This is a genomic window from Streptomyces sp. NPDC006739 (assembly GCF_042869815.1).
Lineage (GTDB): Bacteria > Actinomycetota > Actinomycetes > Streptomycetales > Streptomycetaceae > Streptomyces.
Genome location: NZ_JBIAGM010000015.1, coordinates 133,045 through 150,572, shown reverse-complemented (window position 1 = coordinate 150,572; position 17,528 = coordinate 133,045). Strand labels below are relative to the sequence as shown.

14 protein-coding genes and 3 pseudogenes are annotated in these 17,528 nt (G+C 73.1%); 11 read left to right on the top strand and 6 right to left on the bottom strand.

Features of this window, described 5'->3' with window-relative positions; translation table 11 throughout:
* Window positions 1-69 precede the first annotated feature (69 nt).
* The 3 genes from ACFYMM_RS28145 (at window position 70) to ACFYMM_RS28135 (ending at window position 2,565) form a co-directional block, all read left to right on the top strand.
* Complete coding sequence (locus ACFYMM_RS28145) at window positions 70-525, top strand: hypothetical protein (RefSeq protein ID WP_388391441.1); 456 nt, start codon at window positions 70-72, stop codon at window positions 523-525.
* Between the two features lie 132 nt (window positions 526-657).
* Window positions 658-1,584, top strand: a complete 927-nt coding sequence (locus ACFYMM_RS28140) for an MBL fold metallo-hydrolase (protein ID WP_388391251.1) — start codon at window positions 658-660, stop codon at window positions 1,582-1,584.
* 162 nt (window positions 1,585-1,746) lie between these two features.
* Entirely contained in the window at window positions 1,747-2,565 is an 819-nt protein-coding gene (locus tag ACFYMM_RS28135; RefSeq protein WP_388391249.1) for an SAM-dependent methyltransferase, read from the top strand.
* Here ACFYMM_RS28135 and ACFYMM_RS28130 read toward each other — a convergent pair.
* The gene (locus ACFYMM_RS28130) at window positions 2,480-3,334 is read right to left on the bottom strand and encodes a DUF6215 domain-containing protein (RefSeq protein ID WP_388391247.1); all 855 of its coding nucleotides are present in this window, start codon (window positions 3,332-3,334) and stop codon (window positions 2,480-2,482) included. The genes ACFYMM_RS28135 and ACFYMM_RS28130 overlap by 86 nt on opposite strands.
* 163 nt (window positions 3,335-3,497) lie before the next feature.
* Between ACFYMM_RS28130 and ACFYMM_RS28125 the strand changes: the two are divergent.
* Window positions 3,498-3,884, top strand: a pseudogene (locus ACFYMM_RS28125) (alpha/beta fold hydrolase); the annotation flags it as partial.
* A gap of 640 nt (window positions 3,885-4,524) precedes the next feature.
* Window positions 4,525-4,671: an alpha/beta hydrolase gene (locus tag ACFYMM_RS28120; protein ID WP_388391439.1), complete on the top strand. Its 147-nt coding sequence runs from the start codon at window positions 4,525-4,527 to the stop codon at window positions 4,669-4,671.
* A 312-nt stretch (window positions 4,672-4,983) separates the two neighbouring features.
* Here the strand turns inward: ACFYMM_RS28120 and ACFYMM_RS28115 are convergent, their stop codons facing one another.
* Both ACFYMM_RS28115 and ACFYMM_RS28110 read right to left on the bottom strand, forming a co-directional pair.
* A complete protein-coding gene (locus ACFYMM_RS28115; RefSeq protein ID WP_388391245.1) occupies window positions 4,984-5,865 on the bottom strand; it encodes a YegS/Rv2252/BmrU family lipid kinase in 882 nt (293 codons plus the stop codon).
* A 93-nt stretch (window positions 5,866-5,958) separates the two neighbouring features.
* Entirely contained in the window at window positions 5,959-7,554 is a 1,596-nt protein-coding gene (locus ACFYMM_RS28110; RefSeq protein ID WP_388391437.1) for an FAD-binding oxidoreductase, read from the bottom strand.
* A 47-nt stretch (window positions 7,555-7,601) separates the two neighbouring features.
* On the opposite strand from ACFYMM_RS28110, the gene ACFYMM_RS28105 reads away from it, so the two are divergent.
* From ACFYMM_RS28105 to ACFYMM_RS28095, 3 genes are all read left to right on the top strand, one after another.
* Window positions 7,602-8,249 carry a TetR/AcrR family transcriptional regulator gene (locus ACFYMM_RS28105; protein WP_388391243.1) on the top strand — a complete coding sequence of 216 codons (648 nt, stop codon included), beginning with the start codon at window positions 7,602-7,604 and terminating at the stop codon, window positions 8,247-8,249.
* The gene (locus ACFYMM_RS28100; protein WP_388391241.1) at window positions 8,246-9,844 is read left to right on the top strand and encodes a glycerol-3-phosphate dehydrogenase/oxidase; all 1,599 of its coding nucleotides are present in this window, start codon (window positions 8,246-8,248) and stop codon (window positions 9,842-9,844) included. Before ACFYMM_RS28105 ends, ACFYMM_RS28100 begins: the two co-directional genes overlap by 4 nt.
* Window positions 9,845-10,058: 214 nt before the next feature.
* Window positions 10,059-11,174: a PP2C family protein-serine/threonine phosphatase gene (locus ACFYMM_RS28095; protein ID WP_388391435.1), complete on the top strand. Its 1,116-nt coding sequence runs from the start codon at window positions 10,059-10,061 to the stop codon at window positions 11,172-11,174.
* Window positions 11,175-11,252: 78 nt separating this feature from the next.
* Here the strand turns inward: ACFYMM_RS28095 and ACFYMM_RS28090 are convergent.
* Window positions 11,253-11,921: pseudogene (locus ACFYMM_RS28090) on the bottom strand (polysaccharide deacetylase family protein); the annotation flags it as partial.
* A 21-nt stretch (window positions 11,922-11,942) separates the two neighbouring features.
* A pseudogene (locus ACFYMM_RS28085) lies at window positions 11,943-12,587 on the bottom strand (glycoside hydrolase family 11 protein); the annotation flags it as partial.
* Between the two features lie 317 nt (window positions 12,588-12,904).
* Here ACFYMM_RS28085 and ACFYMM_RS28080 point away from each other — a divergent pair.
* From ACFYMM_RS28080 to ACFYMM_RS28070, 3 genes are all read left to right on the top strand, one after another.
* The gene (locus ACFYMM_RS28080; protein ID WP_388391239.1) at window positions 12,905-13,699 is read left to right on the top strand and encodes a polysaccharide deacetylase family protein; all 795 of its coding nucleotides are present in this window, start codon (window positions 12,905-12,907) and stop codon (window positions 13,697-13,699) included.
* A gap of 94 nt (window positions 13,700-13,793) precedes the next feature.
* Window positions 13,794-15,023, top strand: coding sequence for a PP2C family protein-serine/threonine phosphatase (locus ACFYMM_RS28075; protein WP_388391433.1), 1,230 nt, complete (start codon window positions 13,794-13,796; stop codon window positions 15,021-15,023).
* Window positions 15,024-15,110: 87 nt separating this feature from the next.
* A complete protein-coding gene (locus tag ACFYMM_RS28070) occupies window positions 15,111-16,757 on the top strand; it encodes an APC family permease (protein WP_388391237.1) in 1,647 nt (548 codons plus the stop codon).
* A gap of 36 nt (window positions 16,758-16,793) precedes the next feature.
* Here ACFYMM_RS28070 and ACFYMM_RS28065 read toward each other — a convergent pair whose 3' ends face one another.
* Window positions 16,794-17,528 carry a hypothetical protein gene (locus ACFYMM_RS28065; RefSeq protein ID WP_388391235.1) on the bottom strand — a complete coding sequence of 245 codons (735 nt, stop codon included), beginning with the start codon at window positions 17,526-17,528 and terminating at the stop codon, window positions 16,794-16,796.

The window sequence follows — 17,528 nt, the reverse complement described above, 5'->3', positions numbered from 1 at the left end:
TCGGAGTCGAACGTGCCCCAGCAGTCATCACGAGGACGCACCGGTCGCACCCAATACCCCGCCCGTCTGATGCGCGGCGCCGCGGTGACCGGCAGTCTGGTTCTCCTTCCCCTGGCCACGGCGTGCGGCGCGGGGGACGGGGAGAGCGAGGCCGAGGACCGGAAGAGGCCGGCGGTGACCTCGGTGACCGCCGCGCCCGAGGCGGGGGTCGTGGCACCGGCGAAGGTCGAGGTGATCGCCGCCCTGACCGGCTGCGAGCCCAGGATCCGCTTCTCGGCGCGGGAGCTGCGCGAGGGCGTCTGCCGTACGAGGGAGGGGGACTATGTCATCACCACGTTCCCCGAGGAGCGGTTGAAGGAGACCTGGCTCGACGCCGCCGGCGGGTACGGCGGCACGTACCTGGTGGGTTCCCGCTGGGTGGTCGGCGCCCGGCCGGAGATGCTGGAGCGTTTCCGGCCCAGGCTCGGCGGGACCGTCCGTCAGCTCCGGGGCATGGGTCCTGTCCCGGCCCCGAGCGCCTCGTAGCGCGGCGGCCCGCGCGGCGGCGGGACGGGTGCCCGGAGGGACGGGTGCCCGGAGGGAGCGGGACGTCACGTAAGCTCCTCACCTCGCGCAACTCCCGTTTCACCAAGCCCGATCCGGAAGGACGCAACCGCTGTGGCCGACGCACTCGAGGGACGGCTCGTCACCGTCGTGGACGGGGTCCACGCCTGGATCCAGGAGGACGGCACCTGGTGGATCAACAACGCCGGAGCGGTCACCGGTGACGAGGGGACCATCCTGGTCGACACCTGTGCCACGGCGGAGCGCACCACCGCGTTCCTGTCCGCCGTGGAGAAGGCGAGCGGCGGGGCGCCGATCCGGGCCGCGGTCAACACCCATCTGCACGGGGACCACACGCACGGCAACGCCCTGCTGCCCGAGACCACGCTGATCGTCGGGCACGAGGAGACCAGGCGGGGCATTCTCGCCGACACGCTCCTCACCGCCACCCCGCCGGTCTGGGCGCCCACCCCCGTGTGGGGCATCCGGGAGCACCGGGCGCCGACGGTGGTCCCGGACGGCGACCTCACGCTGCACACCGGGGACCGCCGGGTGGTGGTCCGCCACCCCGGCCACCCCGCGCACACGGCCGGTGATCTCGTGGCCTGGCTGCCGGAGGAACGCGTGCTGTTCACCGGCGACCTGGTCTTCCACCAGGTCACCCCGATGATCCTCATGGGCTCGCTGGAGGGGGCGCTGCGGTCGCTGGACTGGATGGCGGACTTCGGGGCCGAGCACCTCGTGCCAGGACACGGGCCGCTGGTGACCGGTGACCTGATCGACGGCGTGCTGGACGCGCACGCCCGCTACTACCGCCTGGTCGAGGACACCGCGAGGCACGGCCGGCGCGAGGGCCTCAGCCCGCTGGAAGCAGCCCGCACCTGCGACCTGGGCGAGTTCGCCGCCTGGCCGGACGCCGAGCGGATCGTGCTCAACCTGCACCGGGCCTACGCCGACGCCGACGGCAAGGAGCCTGACCTGGTGGCGGCGCTCACCGACGCGGTGACCTTCAACGGGGGTCCGCTGCGCTGCGGGGCGTGACGGGAGCCGCCGCTGCCGAGCCGCGAACTACCGGGCACACGCGCCCACTTGGGGCTATGCCGGGGGCGGGGGCCGCCTCCCGGACATGCCAAGATGATGTTCGACAGTCAGTCACTGCGGTTCATCCGGTCGCGGGACGAGTCCAGGACGGAGCCAGGCATCATGACCTCCCCCAGCAGCGACGGCAGCGGCGCTCACCCGTACCGGATCGACACCAGCAAGCCGCACCCGGCCCGGATGTACGACTACTTCCTCGGCGGGAAGGACAACTACCCGGTCGACCGGGAGGCCGCCGAGCAGTTCATCAAGGTGGCCCCCGAGGTGCGGGCCGGCGTCCGGGCCAACCGGCACTTCATGCACCGGGCCGTCCGGCACGTGGTCGCCGAGGGCGGCGTGCGGCAGATCCTCGACGTGGGCACGGGCCTGCCCACCGAGCCCAACGTGCACCAGATCGCGCACGCCATCGCTCCCGAGACCCGCGTCGTCTACGTCGACAACGATCCGATCGTCAGCTCCCACTCGATGGCCCTGATGGACCGTGCCGACACCTCCGTGGTCCTGGCCGACCTTCGGGACCCCCGGGCCGTCCTCGACCACCCCGAGGTGCGCCGGGCCATCGACTTCGGCCGGCCGGTGGCCGTGCTGCTGGTGGCCGTCGTGCACTTCCTCGCCGCCGGCGACGACCCGTACGCGGTCGTCGCCACCCTGCGCGACGCGCTGCCGGCCGGCTCCTACCTGGTCCTGTCGCATGCGACGGGGGACGTCCACGACGACCACCGCGAGGACGCGGCGGCCGTGTACAACGCCGCCACCGCCAGTCTGAACCTCCGCACCCACGCCGAGGTACTGGACTTCTTCGGCGACTTCACGCTGGTCGACCCCGGCCTGGTCAAGGTCACGGACTGGCGCCCGGAGCAGCCCGCGCCGCGGGGCACCCCGCCGATCGGCATCTACGGCGGGGTGGCCCGCAAGGACGCCTGAACGGCCGCGGCGGCCCGCCGGCGGCGAGTGCCCTGGTCCAGGCGGCCGAGGTTCCCTTCCGGGAGTCCTGGCCGCCCGCCGGGGGCCGCTCGCCGCCGGTCCAGCCGGGGATCGTCGGCAGCACCCGCTCGGCCAGCCGCAGCAGCGCCGTGTCGTCGGGCGGCACATCGTCCTGGCGCCAGATGACCACCTCGAAACAACCCCCGCCGTCCTTCGTGTCCCTGGAGACCAGCACACCGCGCGCGATGCCGCCGGGGCCCGAGTCGGCCTTGCCGTCGTGGAAGGACAGGGCGATGGTCCGGTCCGAGTACAGGACCGCCGGGTGCCCCAGGACCGTCCTCCTCTGGGCGGAACCGCCGAGCAGTCGGGCCGCGTCGGCCACCGGGAGGTCGTCGTAGGACGCCGAGAGCCTGACCGAGTACGTCTTGAGCGTGACGTCGGCCTCGGGCGTGGCGTACTTGGTGCCACCGGCGAGCGTGGTCCAGCTCTCGCTGCCGTCGGCGGTCTCCGCGTGCTCCAGCGGCGTGCCGAGCAGCACGGGCAGGTCGGCGCGGTTCAGCGCCTCGCACAGCCGGGCTCCCGAGACGTACCGCGCCGGCACGGTCCTGTCATGCGTGCTCGAACAGACAGCGGGTTCGGCGGCCTTCTGCCGGTCGGCCTTCTGCAGGGCCCAGAAGACCCCCGCCAGTCCTCCGACCAGTACCACCGCCGCGACCGCCTGGGCCCAGGCCTTCGTGCCCTGCCCGGATTCGGCGAAACCGTCGACCATCTCCCCCACCCCGACCCTGCGCGCCGCCTGCGCGCGGAGGGAGCGTAACCGGTGATCGGTTCGCGGCACAGCGGGAATCGGGTTCGTGCCCGGCGCGGCCCTGCGGCGAGGGACGTCGGCGTCGGGAGGGGGGACCCACCACCTCGCCACGGGGGCTGAGGCCATGCGGGACACCGGCGGACGCTACGACGTGGTGGGCGTGGACCCGCGCTTCGTCGGCCGCAGCACCCCGCTGAACTGCCACTGGCCCACCGGCTCCGCGTTCCGCGGCGCGGGCCGCGACCGGGCCGCCTTCGACCGTACGACCGCCTTCGCCGAGGACCTGGCCCGCCGCTGCCGCGCCTACGCGGGCGACCTGCTGCCGTACGCCACCACCCGGAACACCGCGCGGGACATGGACGTCGTCCGGGCCGCGCTCGGCGAGCGCCGCATCTCCTATCTCGGCTACTCGTACGGCAGTTACCTCGGCGAGGTGTACGCCACCATGTTCCCGGAGCGTACCGGCCGGGTCGTCCTCGACGGTGTGATCGACCCCGACCGCTACGGCCCCCGGCTGCTGCACGGCACGGAAGCGGCCAACCGGCACGCGCTCGGTGACTGGGCCGCGTGGGCCGCCGCCCGCGACGCGACGTACGGGCTGGGCCGCACCCGCGGCGCGGTGCTGGCGGCCGTCGACCAAGTGCGGGTGGCCGCCGGGCACACGCCGCTGCGGCTCGGCGGGTACCGGGTGGACGACCGGATCGTGCCGGTGCTCGTCTTCAACGGCCTCTCGCAGGACAACGACGCGGCCTACGGCGATCTCGCGCGGGCGGTGCGCGACATGCGCCGCGCGGCGGACGGCCACCCCGTCACCCCGTCGCCCTGGCTGGCCGACTCCCTCGGCTTCCTGCTGACCGGCTCCGACTCCTCCTACGGCAGTGCGCAGACGTCGATCCTGTACGGCGACCGGGCCGCGCCGCGCGACCCGGACGTCTACTGGCGGGACGTGCAACGCTCCCGGGCCGAGGACCCGTTGTTCGCTCCCGTGGCCGACGACATCGGACCGTGCGCGTTCTGGGACCCGCCGCGCGAGCGCCCGACCATGATCCGGGACGACCTGTCGGCCCTGCTCGTCAACGCGACCGGCGACCCGCGCACCACCTACCGGGGCGCGCGGGCGGGCGACGCACCGCCGGTGGCCCTCCTCCCGCCTGGTCACCCTGCGCGGCGCGGACCAGCACGCCGTGTTCGGTGTCTTCGGCAGCTCCTGTGTCGACACCACGGTCGTCGCCTACCTCGCCACCGGCCGCCTGCCGGCCGCCGACGTCACCTGCGAGCGGCCGGTGCGGAATCCGTAGCGGGCTACGTGTTTTCACCGAGGCCCCTTCGGCCGCCAACCCCTACGGTCGTGGATCCGAAGGACGTGAACGGGTCGAAGGACCGGGTGAGAGGCAACACCGGCGGTGTGCGGGGGAGCTGGGTGGCCCTGCTGGTGGCCGGGGGCCGCCGACCGACTGTGCGACGGGGCCAGGGTCGGCGGCCGGGGGGGGCGGGGGACCGGGGGCGAGGCGGCACGGCATGCCGCCTCGCCCCCGGGCGGTGGTGCCTCGGCGGTGCCGGACGCCACGTCCGCCGGCAGTACCAGGACGCCACCGCCTTGGCCGGCGCCGTCAGCGCAGCATCCTCAGCGCGCCCGGCAGGACCCTGACGGTCACCGGCAGCGTCGCCTCCACCTCGCCGTCGGCGCCGTAGGGCACCGGGCGGTCGGCCTCGACGCGGATCTCGCGGCCCCGCACGATCGTGACCTCGGGCCGCTCGACGTGCGCGCCCGACCTCAGCTCGTTCATCAGGGTGAAGAACAGGCGGCGCGGGGCCTCGCGGATCATCACGACCTCCAGGAGGCCGTCGTCGACGCGGGCCCCTGGGGCGATCATGCGGCCGGAGCCGTAGTAGGGGGAGTTGGCGGCCACGACGGTGTAGCCGCGGTGGGTGTGCTCGCGTCCGTCGACGGTGACCCGGTAGACGGCCGGGCGCCAGGTGGTGACGGCGCGCAGGCCGCCCGCGTAGTAGGAGGCGGCGCCGCGCAGCAGCCGGGCCTGGTTGGCGTGGCGGTTGGCCAGCGCGTCGACGCCCGCGTACACGCTGCCGAGGACGACCGTCCGGTCGTGGACGGCGGAGCACACCTCGACGGTGTCGACCGGGCGCGGTTTCGCGTCGAGCAGGATCCGGGCCAGGGCGGCGGGCTCGGCGGGCAGGTCCAGGGCCCGGGCGAAGTCGTTGCCCCGGCCGGCCGGGACGAGGCCGAGGACGGTGTCGGTGCCGCTCAGCGCCCCGCCGATGCCGCCGGCGATGCCGTCGCCGCCGACGGCGAGGACCACCCGTCCGCGCTCCCCGGCGCCGCGTGCGATGTCCTGGGCGTGGGCGAGGCTGCGGCTGTACTCCGTCTCCAGCGTGGCCCCGGCCTCGCGCAGCACCCGGGCCACCCGGAGCAGGGCGGCCGCCGCGGTGGATCCGCCCGCGGCGGGGTTGACGACGGCGGTGAACTGTCGCATGGGTGAGCCTCCGGGGCGGGGGTGCGGGAACCGGTGAGCGGGATCGGACGGGACGGGCGGGGAGGGAGGGAGCGGGCTGGGGAGGGGAGGGGGTCAGTCGGTGGGCAGGAGGACACCCGGGTTGAGGAGGTGGTCCGGGTCCAGCCGCCGTTTGACGGCCCGGAGGGCTTCCACCGCGAGGGGGCCGGCTTCCCGGACGTACCAGTCGCGGTGGTCGGTGCCCACCCCGTGGTGGTGGCTGATGGTGCCGCCCGCGGCGAGGATCGCCTCGTTGGCCGCCTCCTTGGCCGGGGTCCAGTGTGCGACGGGGTCGTCCCCCTGGGCGCTGACCACGGTGAAGTACAGCGAGGCGCCGTTCTCGTAGACGTGGGATATGTGGCACATGACCAGGGGTGGGGTGCCGGCCTCGGTGAGGGCCGTGGTCAGCGCGTCGCGGACGGAGGCGTACAGCCGCGGGATCCGCGACCAGAACGCGGCCGTCTCCAGTGTCTCGGCGAAGGCCCCGGCGTCCAGCAGGGCGTCGCGCAGGTACGGCGCCGAGTAGCGGCCGTGCGCCCAGCGCTCGCCCGGCTCCGTCCCGGCGTAGGTGCCGCCCGCGTCGCGCAGGACGGCGCCGGCCCGCTCGGCGCGGTGGGCGGTGTCCTCCTCGGTGCCCTCGTGGCCGACGATGGCGAGGCATCCGGCGTTCTGCCGCGGGCCGTCGGCTCCGATCGCGTCGGGCTGGGCGAGTCCGATCAGTGTCTCGGTCTCGTCGGACAGGCGCAGCACGGTGGGCCGGGGGCCGTCCTGGGCGAGCCGGCGCAGGGCGGCGCCGCCCTCCTCGAAGGAGGCGAAGTGCCAGCCCTCGTAGCGGCGGACGCGGGGCCGCGGTCGCACGCGGACGGTGACGGAGGTGATCACGCCGAACGCGCCCTCCGAGCCGAGGATCAGCTGGCGCAGGTCCGGGCCGGCGGCGGAGCGTGGTGCGCGGCCGACCTCGACCGTGCCCTCGGGGGTGGCCAGGGTGAGGCCGAGCACCATGTCGTCGAAGCGCCCGTAACCGGCGGAGGCCTGTCCGCTGGAGCGGGCCGCGGCGAAGCCGCCGATGGTGGCCCACTCGAAGGACTGCGGGAAGTGGCCGAGGGTGAACCCGTGTTCGGCCAGGAGCCGTTCCGCGTCGGGGGCGCGCAGACCGGGCTGCAGGGTGGCGGTGCGGGAGACCGGGTCGACGGCGGTCAGCCGGTCCATGCGGCGCAGGTCGACGGCGACGAAGGGGCCGCGCCGGGCGGGGGCGAGGCCCCCGACGACGGAGGTGCCGCCGCCGAACGGCACGGCGGCCAGCCGGTGTTCGGCGCACACCCGCAGCACGGCGAGTACGTCGTCGTGCCCGGCCGGCAGGACGACGGCGGCGGGCACGTCGCTGAGGTCTCCGGCCCTGATCCGCAGCAGGTCGGGGGTGGACTTGCCGCGGGTGTGCCGGATGCGGGCCTCCGCGTCCGTACGGACGTGCGGGTCGCCGCCCACGGCGGCGGACAGGGCCCGGAGCGCGGCGGCGTCGAGGGGTGAGGCGGGGACGGGCACGTCGTCCAGCCCGAGCCGTTCGGTACCGCGTGGCTTGACTCCCAGCAGGTCACGCAGCAGCCCGGTCACCGTCTCGGGCAGCGGTGCCGCCTTGGCGGGGTCGCCCCAGCCGCTCCACAACATGTCCATGACGGTCGTCCTCATCGGTAGCTCCAGGGGGCGTTACACTGTTACACATGACGCCTATTCGTCACAACCAGCAGGACGGCGGCCCGCGTGGCGGCGGCCGGCGGGACGGCAGCCGGCAGAGCGACGGCGACGCGGTCCTCGACGCGGTGCGGGACTGCGTCCTGGCCGTCGGTGTCCGCCGCACGACCCTGACCGACGTGGCCCGCCGCGCGGGCGTCTCGCGCATGACGCTCTACCGGCGCTGGCCCGACGTCCGCACCCTGGTCGGCGACCTGATGACGCGTGAGTGGGTCGACGCGGCGACGCGTGCCATGCCCGGGCCCCGGCCGGGGGAACCGGCGCGCGCTCTCGTCGTCGACGGACTCGTGGCCGGGGTCGAGGCGTTCCGCGCCCACCCGCTCTTCCGCAAGATCGTCGACGTGGATCCCGAACTGCTCCTTCCCTATGTGCTCGACCGCCGGGGGGCGAGCCAGGAGGCCCTGCTGGAGCTGCTGGCCGCCGGTCTCGCCGACGGCCACGCCGACGGGTCGGTGCGGGTGCGCCCCGCCGCTCTGCAGGCGCGGTCCCTGCTGCTGATCGTCCAGTCGTTCACGCTGTCGCTGCGCACCATGACCGACGAGGACGACCCGGACCTGACCTCCGCCGCCTTCCTCGGGGAGCTGCGGACCATCCTGGAGAGGACCCTCACCCCATGAGCCCCACCAGCAGTCCGGCGGGCGCGACCGTACCGGTCCCCGGCTCCTCGCTGTCCGCCGCCCGCCGCTCGCGTGAACTGGCCGAGTCCGTCGGCGGACCGGTCGTGGACGTCCTGGTGGTCGGGCTCGGCGCCACCGGCGCAGGAGCCGCCCTGGACGCGGCGGCACGGGGGCTGTCGGTCGTCGCCGTCGACGCCCACGACCTGGCCTTCGGCACCTCGCGCTGGAGCTCGAAACTGGTCCACGGCGGACTGCGCTATCTCGCCTCGGGGCAGTTCGACGTGGCCCACGAGAGCGCCGTGGAACGCGGGGTGCTGATGGAGCGCACCGCGCCCCACCTCGTGTCCGCGCAGCCGTTCGTGCTGCCCCTGACCCCGCTGGTCTCGCGTGGCCAGGCGGCCCTCGCCCGGGCCGGCTTCCGGGCGGGCGACACGCTGCGGCTGGCCGCCCGGACGGCCCGCGCCACCCTGCCCGGCCCGCGCCGGCTGTCCCCGGTGGAGACCCGCCGGCTGGCCCCGGCCCTGCGCGGCGACGGCCTGCGCGGGGGCCTGCTCTCCTGGGACGGCCGGCTCACCGACGACGCCCGCCTGGTGACCGCCCTCGCCCGTACGGCGGCCGCGCACGGCGCCCGGATCCTCACCCGGGTCAGGGCCCTGGAGCTGTCCGGTACGGGCGCCCGGGTGCGCGACGAACTCACCGGCGAGGAGGGCGGCATCCGGGCCCGGGCGGTGATCAACGCCTCCGGGGTCTGGGCCGGCGACCTGGTCGACGGCATCCGCATCAGGCCCTCCCGGGGGACCCATCTGGTCCTGCGCGCCGAGCGGCTGGGCGCCCTGCCGGCCGGACTGCACATCCCGGTCCCCGGCGAGACCAACCGTTTCGTCCTCGTCCTGCCGCAGGGCGACGGCCGGGTGTACGTCGGCCTCACCGACGAACCAGTGGACGGCCCGGTCCCCGATGTGCCCGAGGTACCGGAGACGGACATCGGCTTCCTGCTCGACGTCCTCGCCTCCGTCCTGGAGGTCCCGGTCCACCGCGCCGACGTCGTGGGCGCCTTCGCCGGGCTGCGCCCGCTGCTGGACACCGCGCCGGCCGGCCCCGGGGAGCCGGCCCGCACCTCCGACATCTCACGCCGGCACGCGGTGCTGACCTCGCCGGACGGTGTGGTGACCGTGGTCGGCGGCAAGCTCACCACCTACCGGCGCATGGCCGAGGACGCCGTGGACGCCGCGGTCCTGGGCCGCCGTCTGCCCGCCGGCCCCTCCCCCACCGCCGCGCTTCCGCTGGTCGGCGCCGCCGCGCCGGCCCGGCTCGCCGCCCTGCCCGCTCCGCGGCGCCTGGTCCGGCGCCACGGGACCGAGGCCGTGGCCGTCCGCGCCCTGGCCGAGGACGACCGCCGGATGGGCGAACCGGTTCTGCCCGGCCACCCGGTGACCCGGGCCGAGCTGCTGTGGGCGGTACGTCACGAGGGCGCGCTCGACGCCGCCGACCTGCTCGACCGGCGCACCCGGATCGGCCTGGTCCCCGCGGACCGCGCCGAGGCGCTGCCGGCCGCCCGCGAGATCCTCGGCGCGGCCCTCGCGGAGCAGGCCTGAACACACCCCGCGCCGTTGCGGCCGAACATGCCGTTGAGTGGAGCAATCGCCGGTGTGCCGCACCCCGGGGCAGCAGGCTGGACCTCTTGTCGGCATCGTGTGCCAGGAGTTCCGTGTGTTCAGGCTGCACAGGTCCAGCCGTCCGGCGGGTCCTCCCCCCGGCATCCCGGCGGGCAACTCGGCACGGACCCAGCTGCCGGCGCCTCCCCGGTGGCTGCGCTGGCTTCCGGTCCTGTACGTGGCGGGCGTGCTGCTGCTGGAACCCATCACACCGGTGGAGTGGCCGATCAGCTTCCTCCTGGTCGCCCTGCCCCTGGTCACCGCCTTCGCCCACGGCCCCGCCGTCGTCGCCGGCGCGTCCGTGTTCGCCGTGGTCTTCGAGGGCGTCCTGGCCGGCACCCCGTGCTGCGCGGGACGTTCGGTCGGCTATCTGTGGGACCGGCACTACGTGGCCGACTATGTGTGTACGGCCCTGGTGGGCGCCCTCGGCACGATCCTGGCCGCGCACCGCACCCGGCGTGAACGCACCCTCGCCGACGTGCGTTTCGTCGCGGAGATCGCTCAGCGCGTCCTGCTCAGACCGGTGCCGCAGCGCATCGGGAACCTCCTGGTGGACAGCTTCTACCTGTCGGCGGACGCCGAGGCCCGTATCGGCGGCGACCTCTACGAGGCCGTCCCCACCGCGCACGGGGTGCGGCTGCTCATCGGGGACGTCCGCGGCAAGGGGCTGCTGGCCGTGGAGACCGCGGCGGCCCTGCTCGGCGCGTTCCGCGAGGCCGCGCACGACGAGTCCGACCTGCCCACCCTGGCGGACCGGGTGGAGACGAGCATGAACCGCAGGGCCGAGCAACTCGCCGGAAGCGAGGTGGGCGAACGGTTCGTCACCGCCGTCTTCGCCGAGATCCGGGCCGACGAACACGCCGTCCGGGTCGTCAACTGCGGCCATCCGCCACCGCTGCGCATCCGCCACGGCGAGGTGCGCGAACTGGACAGCGGACGGTCGGCCCCGCCGCTGAACCTGGGCATGCTCGTCGGCGAGCCGTACCCCCTGGACGTCTATCCCTTCCGCCCGGGTGACCAACTGCTGCTGTACACCGACGGCATCACGGAGACCCGCGACCCGGACGGCGCCTTCTATCCCCTGGTCGAACGCCTGCGTTCCTGGGCTCCGCTCCCGCCCCAGGAACTCCTGGAGCGGCTCCACCACGATCTGCTGGCCTTCAGCGGCAACCGGCTGCGGGACGACACCGCCGCGCTCACCGCCTGTCTGCTGCCCGGCCGGGAGGCCGACGACGAGGCCGACGACGAGGAGGACGTGGCCGTCACGTGAACGCCGCCCCCTGGGTCCTGTCGTCGCCGGACAGGCGGGAATGTGACGACAGGGCCCAACGGCGTTCACGTGGTCTCAGGGGGCTACAGCTCGACCGGTCTGCGGTGAGATCCGGCCCGGGCACAGGCCCTTGGCGGCCAGGGTGCGGGCGATGCGGGGAATGGCGGCGAGGGTGTTGGCGGGCCACTCGTGCATCAGGACGACCTGCCCGTTGGTGAGCCGGGAGACGGCCTGCACGATGGCGTCGGTGCTCGCCCCGTTCCAGTCCTGCGAGTCCACGTCCCAGATGATCTCGGTCAGTCCGTACTTGGCCTCGACCGCGCGCAGCGTCGAGTCGGTCTCCCCGTACGGCGGCCGGAACAGCTTCGGTGTGCCGCCGCCCGCGTTCGCGACGGCCTGCTGGGTCCGGGAGATCTCCGAGTCCATCTGCGCCTGGCTCAGCCCGGTGAGGTGGGGGTGGGTGTAGCTGTGGTTGCCGATCCACATCCCGGCGTCCGCCTCGGCCCGGACCTGGGCGGGGTAGGCGGCGGCGTACTGGCCCTCGTTGAACATGGTGGCCCGCAGCCCGTTCTGCCGGAGCGCGGCGAGCAGGCTCGGCGTGTGGCCGGCGGACGGGCCGTCGTCGAAGGTGAGCCCGACGTAGCCGGCGCAGCCGGCCGCCCGGGCCGGGGCGGCGTGGACGGCGGCCGTACCGGTCACGGCCATCGCCAGGACGGCCAGGCCGACGGCGGGGGAACGTAACGACATGCGAGTCCTCCTGGGTCACCCGACGGTGATGTTGGAACTTCCGCTGCTCCGGTAACCCTCCGTCGCGAGGATCATGTAGTTGAAGGCGCCCAGGTTCATTCCGTGGCGGGCCCAGGCGTCGAAGTGGTTCCCGGTGGTGACGGTTCCGCCCGTCCGCTTCGACTGCCGGACGCTCCAGTACTGGTTGAAGGTCCGGATGCCCTCGATGGAGGGGGCGTTGTAGCGCGTCGTCTCGTAGATGTCGTACGTGCCGCCGTCACTGGTGACGGTTCCCTTGTACGTTCCGGTGGGCCGGTAGGTACCCCAGTTGTCGACGACGTAGTACTCGACGAGCGGGTTGGTGGTCCACCCGTAGAGTGAAAGATAGGCGTTGCCGGACGGGTTGAAGCTGCCCGAGTAGTTCACGCTCCGGCGTCCGCCGGTGCTCCAGCCCTTGCCCGCGACGAAGTTGCCGACGTTGTTCCACGAGGTGCCGTAGTTTCCGCCTCCTCCCAGACTCATGGACACCGAGCCGCCGCCGTCGGTCCAGAACGAGTAGTAGTAGCCGTTGTTGGTGCCGGTCTGGTTCGTCGTGATGACCGTGGCGGCGCCGGCGTTGCCCGGCAGGGCCAGCGCGGCCACGACGGCGAGCGCGAGGGCGCAGACAGCTCTGACGAAGGTTTTCATGCCCGTGCTTCCTCTCCGGTGGGGACGGCGAACAGTGTTGGTCTGCCCCTGTCAACTGTCAACAGTTTCGACGATGATCCCGAAACGTTCGGCGGCCGGTTCGGGGCCGTAAATAGGCCTCGGGGCGACTCCTAGCCAGAGGGTTGCGAGGCCAAAGGCGTTCCTCACCACCGGTAATGCGAGCGAAACTTTCGATGATCTATCCGAATCTTGCTTACGGAATTGTCCGTGATCCGTAACGGACGGATCCCGTAGCCTGCCTTCCTCGTCCTGACAGTTGCAGGCAGACCAGCAGAGGGACGAGGAACGGGGCGGACATGGCACGGCATGGCGGGCGGGGATGGTACGGCCGGGTGCTCGCGGCGGCGGTCGGGGTGACGGCGGTGGCCGCCGCCACCTCCGTATGGACGGCGCAGGCCGGTTCGGTCGGCGGGGGACACGCGCGCACGGACACCTCGGCGCACGGCGCCGCCTCGGGCTCCGGAGCGGAGAACCCCGCGAAGACCACCGTGTCCGTGGACATAGCCCACGCCTCGGACCGTGGCCCGCGGGGCGTCAACATCACCATCGACGACGGCCCCGACCCGGTCTGGACGCCGCAGGTGCTCCAGGTCCTGCGGGAGAACGGCGTGAAGGCGACGTTCTGCATGATCGGTCCGCAGGCCCGGGCCCATCCCGCTCTGGTCAAGGCCGTGGTGGCGGCCGGGCACCGGCTGTGCGACCACACGGTGTCCCACGACACCACCATGGACCACAAGCCCGAGGCGTATCAGTCGCGGGAGATCCTGGACGCGGAGCGCATGATCACGAAGGCTTCGGGAGGTGTCCGGCCGCAGTACTACCGGGCTCCGGGCGGCGCCTTCACCCCGTACAGCAGGCAGCTCGCCGCCTCGCACGGAATGCGGCCGCTGGGCTGGAACGTGGACTCCAAGGACTTCGAGCGCCCCGGCACCGCCGCCGTCGTCGCCACCGTGAAGAGGGAGATCCCCAACGGTCCCACCCTCCTCTTCCACGACGCCGGGGGAGACCGCTCCCAGACGGTGGCCGCGCTGCGCGAGGTCCTGCCGTGGCTGAAGCAGCAGGGGTACACCTTCGGGTTCCCGGTGCGCTGACCCGGCCCGTCCCCCGCTCTCCGCTTCCCGACGTGACCAGGGCCGGGCTCATAAGCTTGAGGGCGCACGGGTGACGGACGCTGAGGCGGCGACCATGGCGGATGCGGTGATCGACTACGGCGGTGTGTTCCGCGCGCTGCCCGGCATGGTGGCCCTGCTCACCCCGGACCTGGTGTACGCGGACGCGAACGAGGAGTTCCTGCGGATGTCGGGCCGCACCCGTGAACAGGTCGTGGGCCGGTACCTGTTCGACGTCTTCCCCGACAACCCGAACGATCCGGCCGCCAGCGGCATGCGGAACCTGGCGGCCTCGCTCACCCGGGTGGCGCGTACCGGCGAACGCGACGCCATGGCACTCCAGCGGTACGACGTCCAGTCGGCGGTGCGGCCGGGCGAGTGGGAGGAACGGTACTGGAGCCCGGTCAACGCCCCGGTCCTGGACCCGGACGGGCAGGTGGTGCTGCTGGTCAACCGGGTGGAGGAGGTCACCGAGCTGATCCACGCCCGCAGCCGTCCCCCCGGTGACCGGGACCGGGTCCTGGAAGCCGAGCTGTACACCCGCGCCCGGGAACTGCAGGAGGTCAACGAGCGCCTGCGCGAGGCCCACGCCCGCGAGCGCGAGGTCGCCCTCGCGCTGCAGCAGGCGATGCTGCCCGCCCCCAGCCCGGTCCGGCACCACCAGGCGGCGGTGCGCTACCAGCCGGCCACCGGCGCCCTGAACGTGTGCGGCGACTGGTACGACATCGTCGACCTGCCCGGCGGCGACCGGATGGGGGTCGCCGTCGGTGACGTCGTCGGACACGGGCTGGCCGCCGCCGGTGTGATGGGGCAGTTGCGCAGCGCCCTGAGCGCCGCCTCCCGGGTCGCGGACGGGCCCGCCCGGGCCCTGGAGGTGCTCGGCCTGTACGCCCGCTCGGTCGACGGCGCCGAGAACACCACGGTCGTGCAGACCTGCGTCGACTGGGACAGCCACACGATCGCCTACAGCAGCGCCGGACACCTCCCGCCGGCGCTGCTGTGTGCCGACGGTACGGTCACCTTCCTCGACCGGGCCACCGACCCGCCGCTCGGAGCGCGCCCCGAGCACACACCCCGCCCCCAGGCCGTCGTCCCCTTCGCCGAGGGCGACACCCTGGTCCTGTACACCGACGGGCTCGTCGAACGGCGGCGCGAGGACATCGACACCGGTCTCGACCGCCTCGCAGCCGCCCTGACCCGCCACCGCCGGTCCGACCCGGAGAAGCTCGCCGACGCCCTCCTCCTCGACCTGCTCCCCCTCAGCGGCGCCACCGACGACACCGCCCTGGTCATCATCCGGCTCTGACGCGGTGGCGCACGGCGCGGGGCGCACACCTGCCACCCGCGATACGATCTGTGATGTACCTCACCTTTGAGTGAAGGTGTGTGGACCATGGACGTCTCCGAAGCATCCTCTGCCGCGGACGCGCACCGGCCCGGCCTGAGGCGAGAGGTCGGCTTCGTCGGCCTGATCTGGGCTTCGGAAGGGTCGATCATCGGGTCCGGCTGGCTGTTCGGCGCCCAGAAGGCGCTGGGTGTGGCCGGCCCCGCCGCGATCATCTCCTGGGTGATCGGCAGCGTCGCGATCCTGATCCTGGCGCTGGTCCATGCCGAGCTGGGCGGGATGTACCCGGTCTCCGGCGGAACCGCCCGGTTCCCGCACTACGCCTTCGGCGGAGCCGCCGGGGCGTCCTTCGGCTGGTTCTCCTGGCTGCAGGCGGCCACGGTGGCGCCGATCGAGGTGCTGGCGATGATCACGTACGGCCAGCACTACTCCTGGGCCAAGGGCTGGCTCGCCATCAAGGGCGGCCAGGACGTCCTGACCGGTTCCGGGATCGCCGTGGCGGTCGGGCTGATGGCCGTCGTCACCGCCGTCAACTTCCTCAGCATCCGGCTGCTGGCCCGGACCAACAGCGCGGCGACCTGGTGGAAGGTCGGCATCCCGCTGCTGACGATCTTCGTGCTGGCCATCGCCCAGTTCCACACCAGCAACTTCACCGCCGCCGACGGCTTCAACCCCTACGGCGCGAAGGGCATCCTGACCGCGGTCTCCACGAGCGGCATCATCTTCGCGCTGCTGGGCTTCGAACAGGCCGACCAACTCGCCGGGGAGAGCGCGAACCCGAAGCGCGACATCCCGCGGGCGGTGATCGGCTCCATCGTGATCGGCGCGATCATCTACATCCTGCTGCAGGTCGCCTTCCTCGGCGCACTGCCCGCCTCACAGCTCCACGGCACCTGGACCACTGCCGCGTTCAACACCCTGACCGGTCCGTTCGCCCAGCTCGCCACGCTCCTCAGCCTGGGCTGGCTGGCCGCGATCCTCTACCTCGACGCGGTGGTCTCCCCCGGCGGTACGGCCCTGATCTACATCACCGGGTCCTCCCGGGTGTCGTACGGCCTCAGCCGCAACGGCTACGTGCCCTCGGTCTTCGAGAAGACCAACCGCACCGGTGTCCCCTGGCCCGGCCTCATCGCCGCCTTCGTGACCGGCTGCGTCTGCTTCCTGCCGTTCCCCAGCTGGCAGTCACTGGTCGGCCTGATCACCAGCGCCAGCGTGCTGATGTACGCGGGTGCGCCGCTGTCCTTCGGCGTCTTCCGCGACCGTCTGCCGAACGCCGACCGCCCCTACCGGCTGCCCGGCGGGAGCTGGATGTCTCCGCTGGCCTTCGTGGTCGCCAACCTCCTGATCCTGTGGTCGGGCTGGGCCACCGACTGGAAGCTGGGCGTCGCCATCCTCATCGGCTACGTCATCCTGGTCGCCAACCGGGTCTTCAAGATGAACCCGATCACCCCGCAGCTCGATCTGCGCGCCGCCCAGTGGCTGCCGGTCTACCTGATCGGCATGGGCCTCATCGTCTACCTCAGCGACTTCGGGCCGCTCAAGCACCCCTGGTTCCCGCTGTGGTGGGACATGGTCGCGGTCGCGGTGTTCAGCCTCGTCATCTACTACTGGGCGATGGCGGTGGCGCTGCCCGCCGAGCAGATCCAGCGGATGATCGACCAGGTCGTCGTACCCGAGGAAGCCGACCTCCACTGACCCGCCCCCGCTCACCCCACGAACGCGGGCCCGGCGTCAGTGCAGGATGTTGACGGCCCGGGCGACGACCAGCACCACCGTCACCAAGGAGACCGAGGACTGCAGCATCATCAGCATCTTGGCCCAGCGCGACAGCGGCATCACGTCGGTCGGGCTGAAGGCGGTGGAGTTGGTGAAGGAGAGGTACAGGTAGTCGAGGAACCTCGGCTCCCAGTCCGGCGGCGCGACCTCCGGGCTCTGCATCTGGACGAAGAGGAAGTCGGCGAACTGCTGGTGCCCGCAGGCCCTCGCCATCGGTCCGCCGCGGTCCCACTCCCAGTACCAGAGGGCGAACACGATGACGTTCGTCAGCCAGATGCCGCCGCCGGTCAGCAGCAGCGGTCCGGCGTCCGTGCCCTCGGTGCCGTCCACCAGGCCCACCACCAGCCGCGCCGCCGACCAGCCGTTGGCCAGGCTGACCAGGCATATCAGGGCCAGGCCGAGCAGCCGCAGCCACCGGGTGCGCGGCTCGACCCGCCGGGGGTTCGCGGCGGTGAGGCCGGCCAGCAGTGCCAGCTCCAGCGCCGGCAGCAGCCAGAACGGCTGGAGGGCGAGCCGGTGCGGCAGCATCAACTGGAGGGCGACCGCCACCAGGATGACCGCGGTCACCGCCCAGCGCGGCTCGCCACGCGTCGCCCGGCGCCACGCCGGTGCCGCCTCACGCTCGCCGGTCTCCAGCAGCCGCTCGATCCTGCCCAGACGGCTCTCGGCGTCGTCCGTACCCTCGCTCAT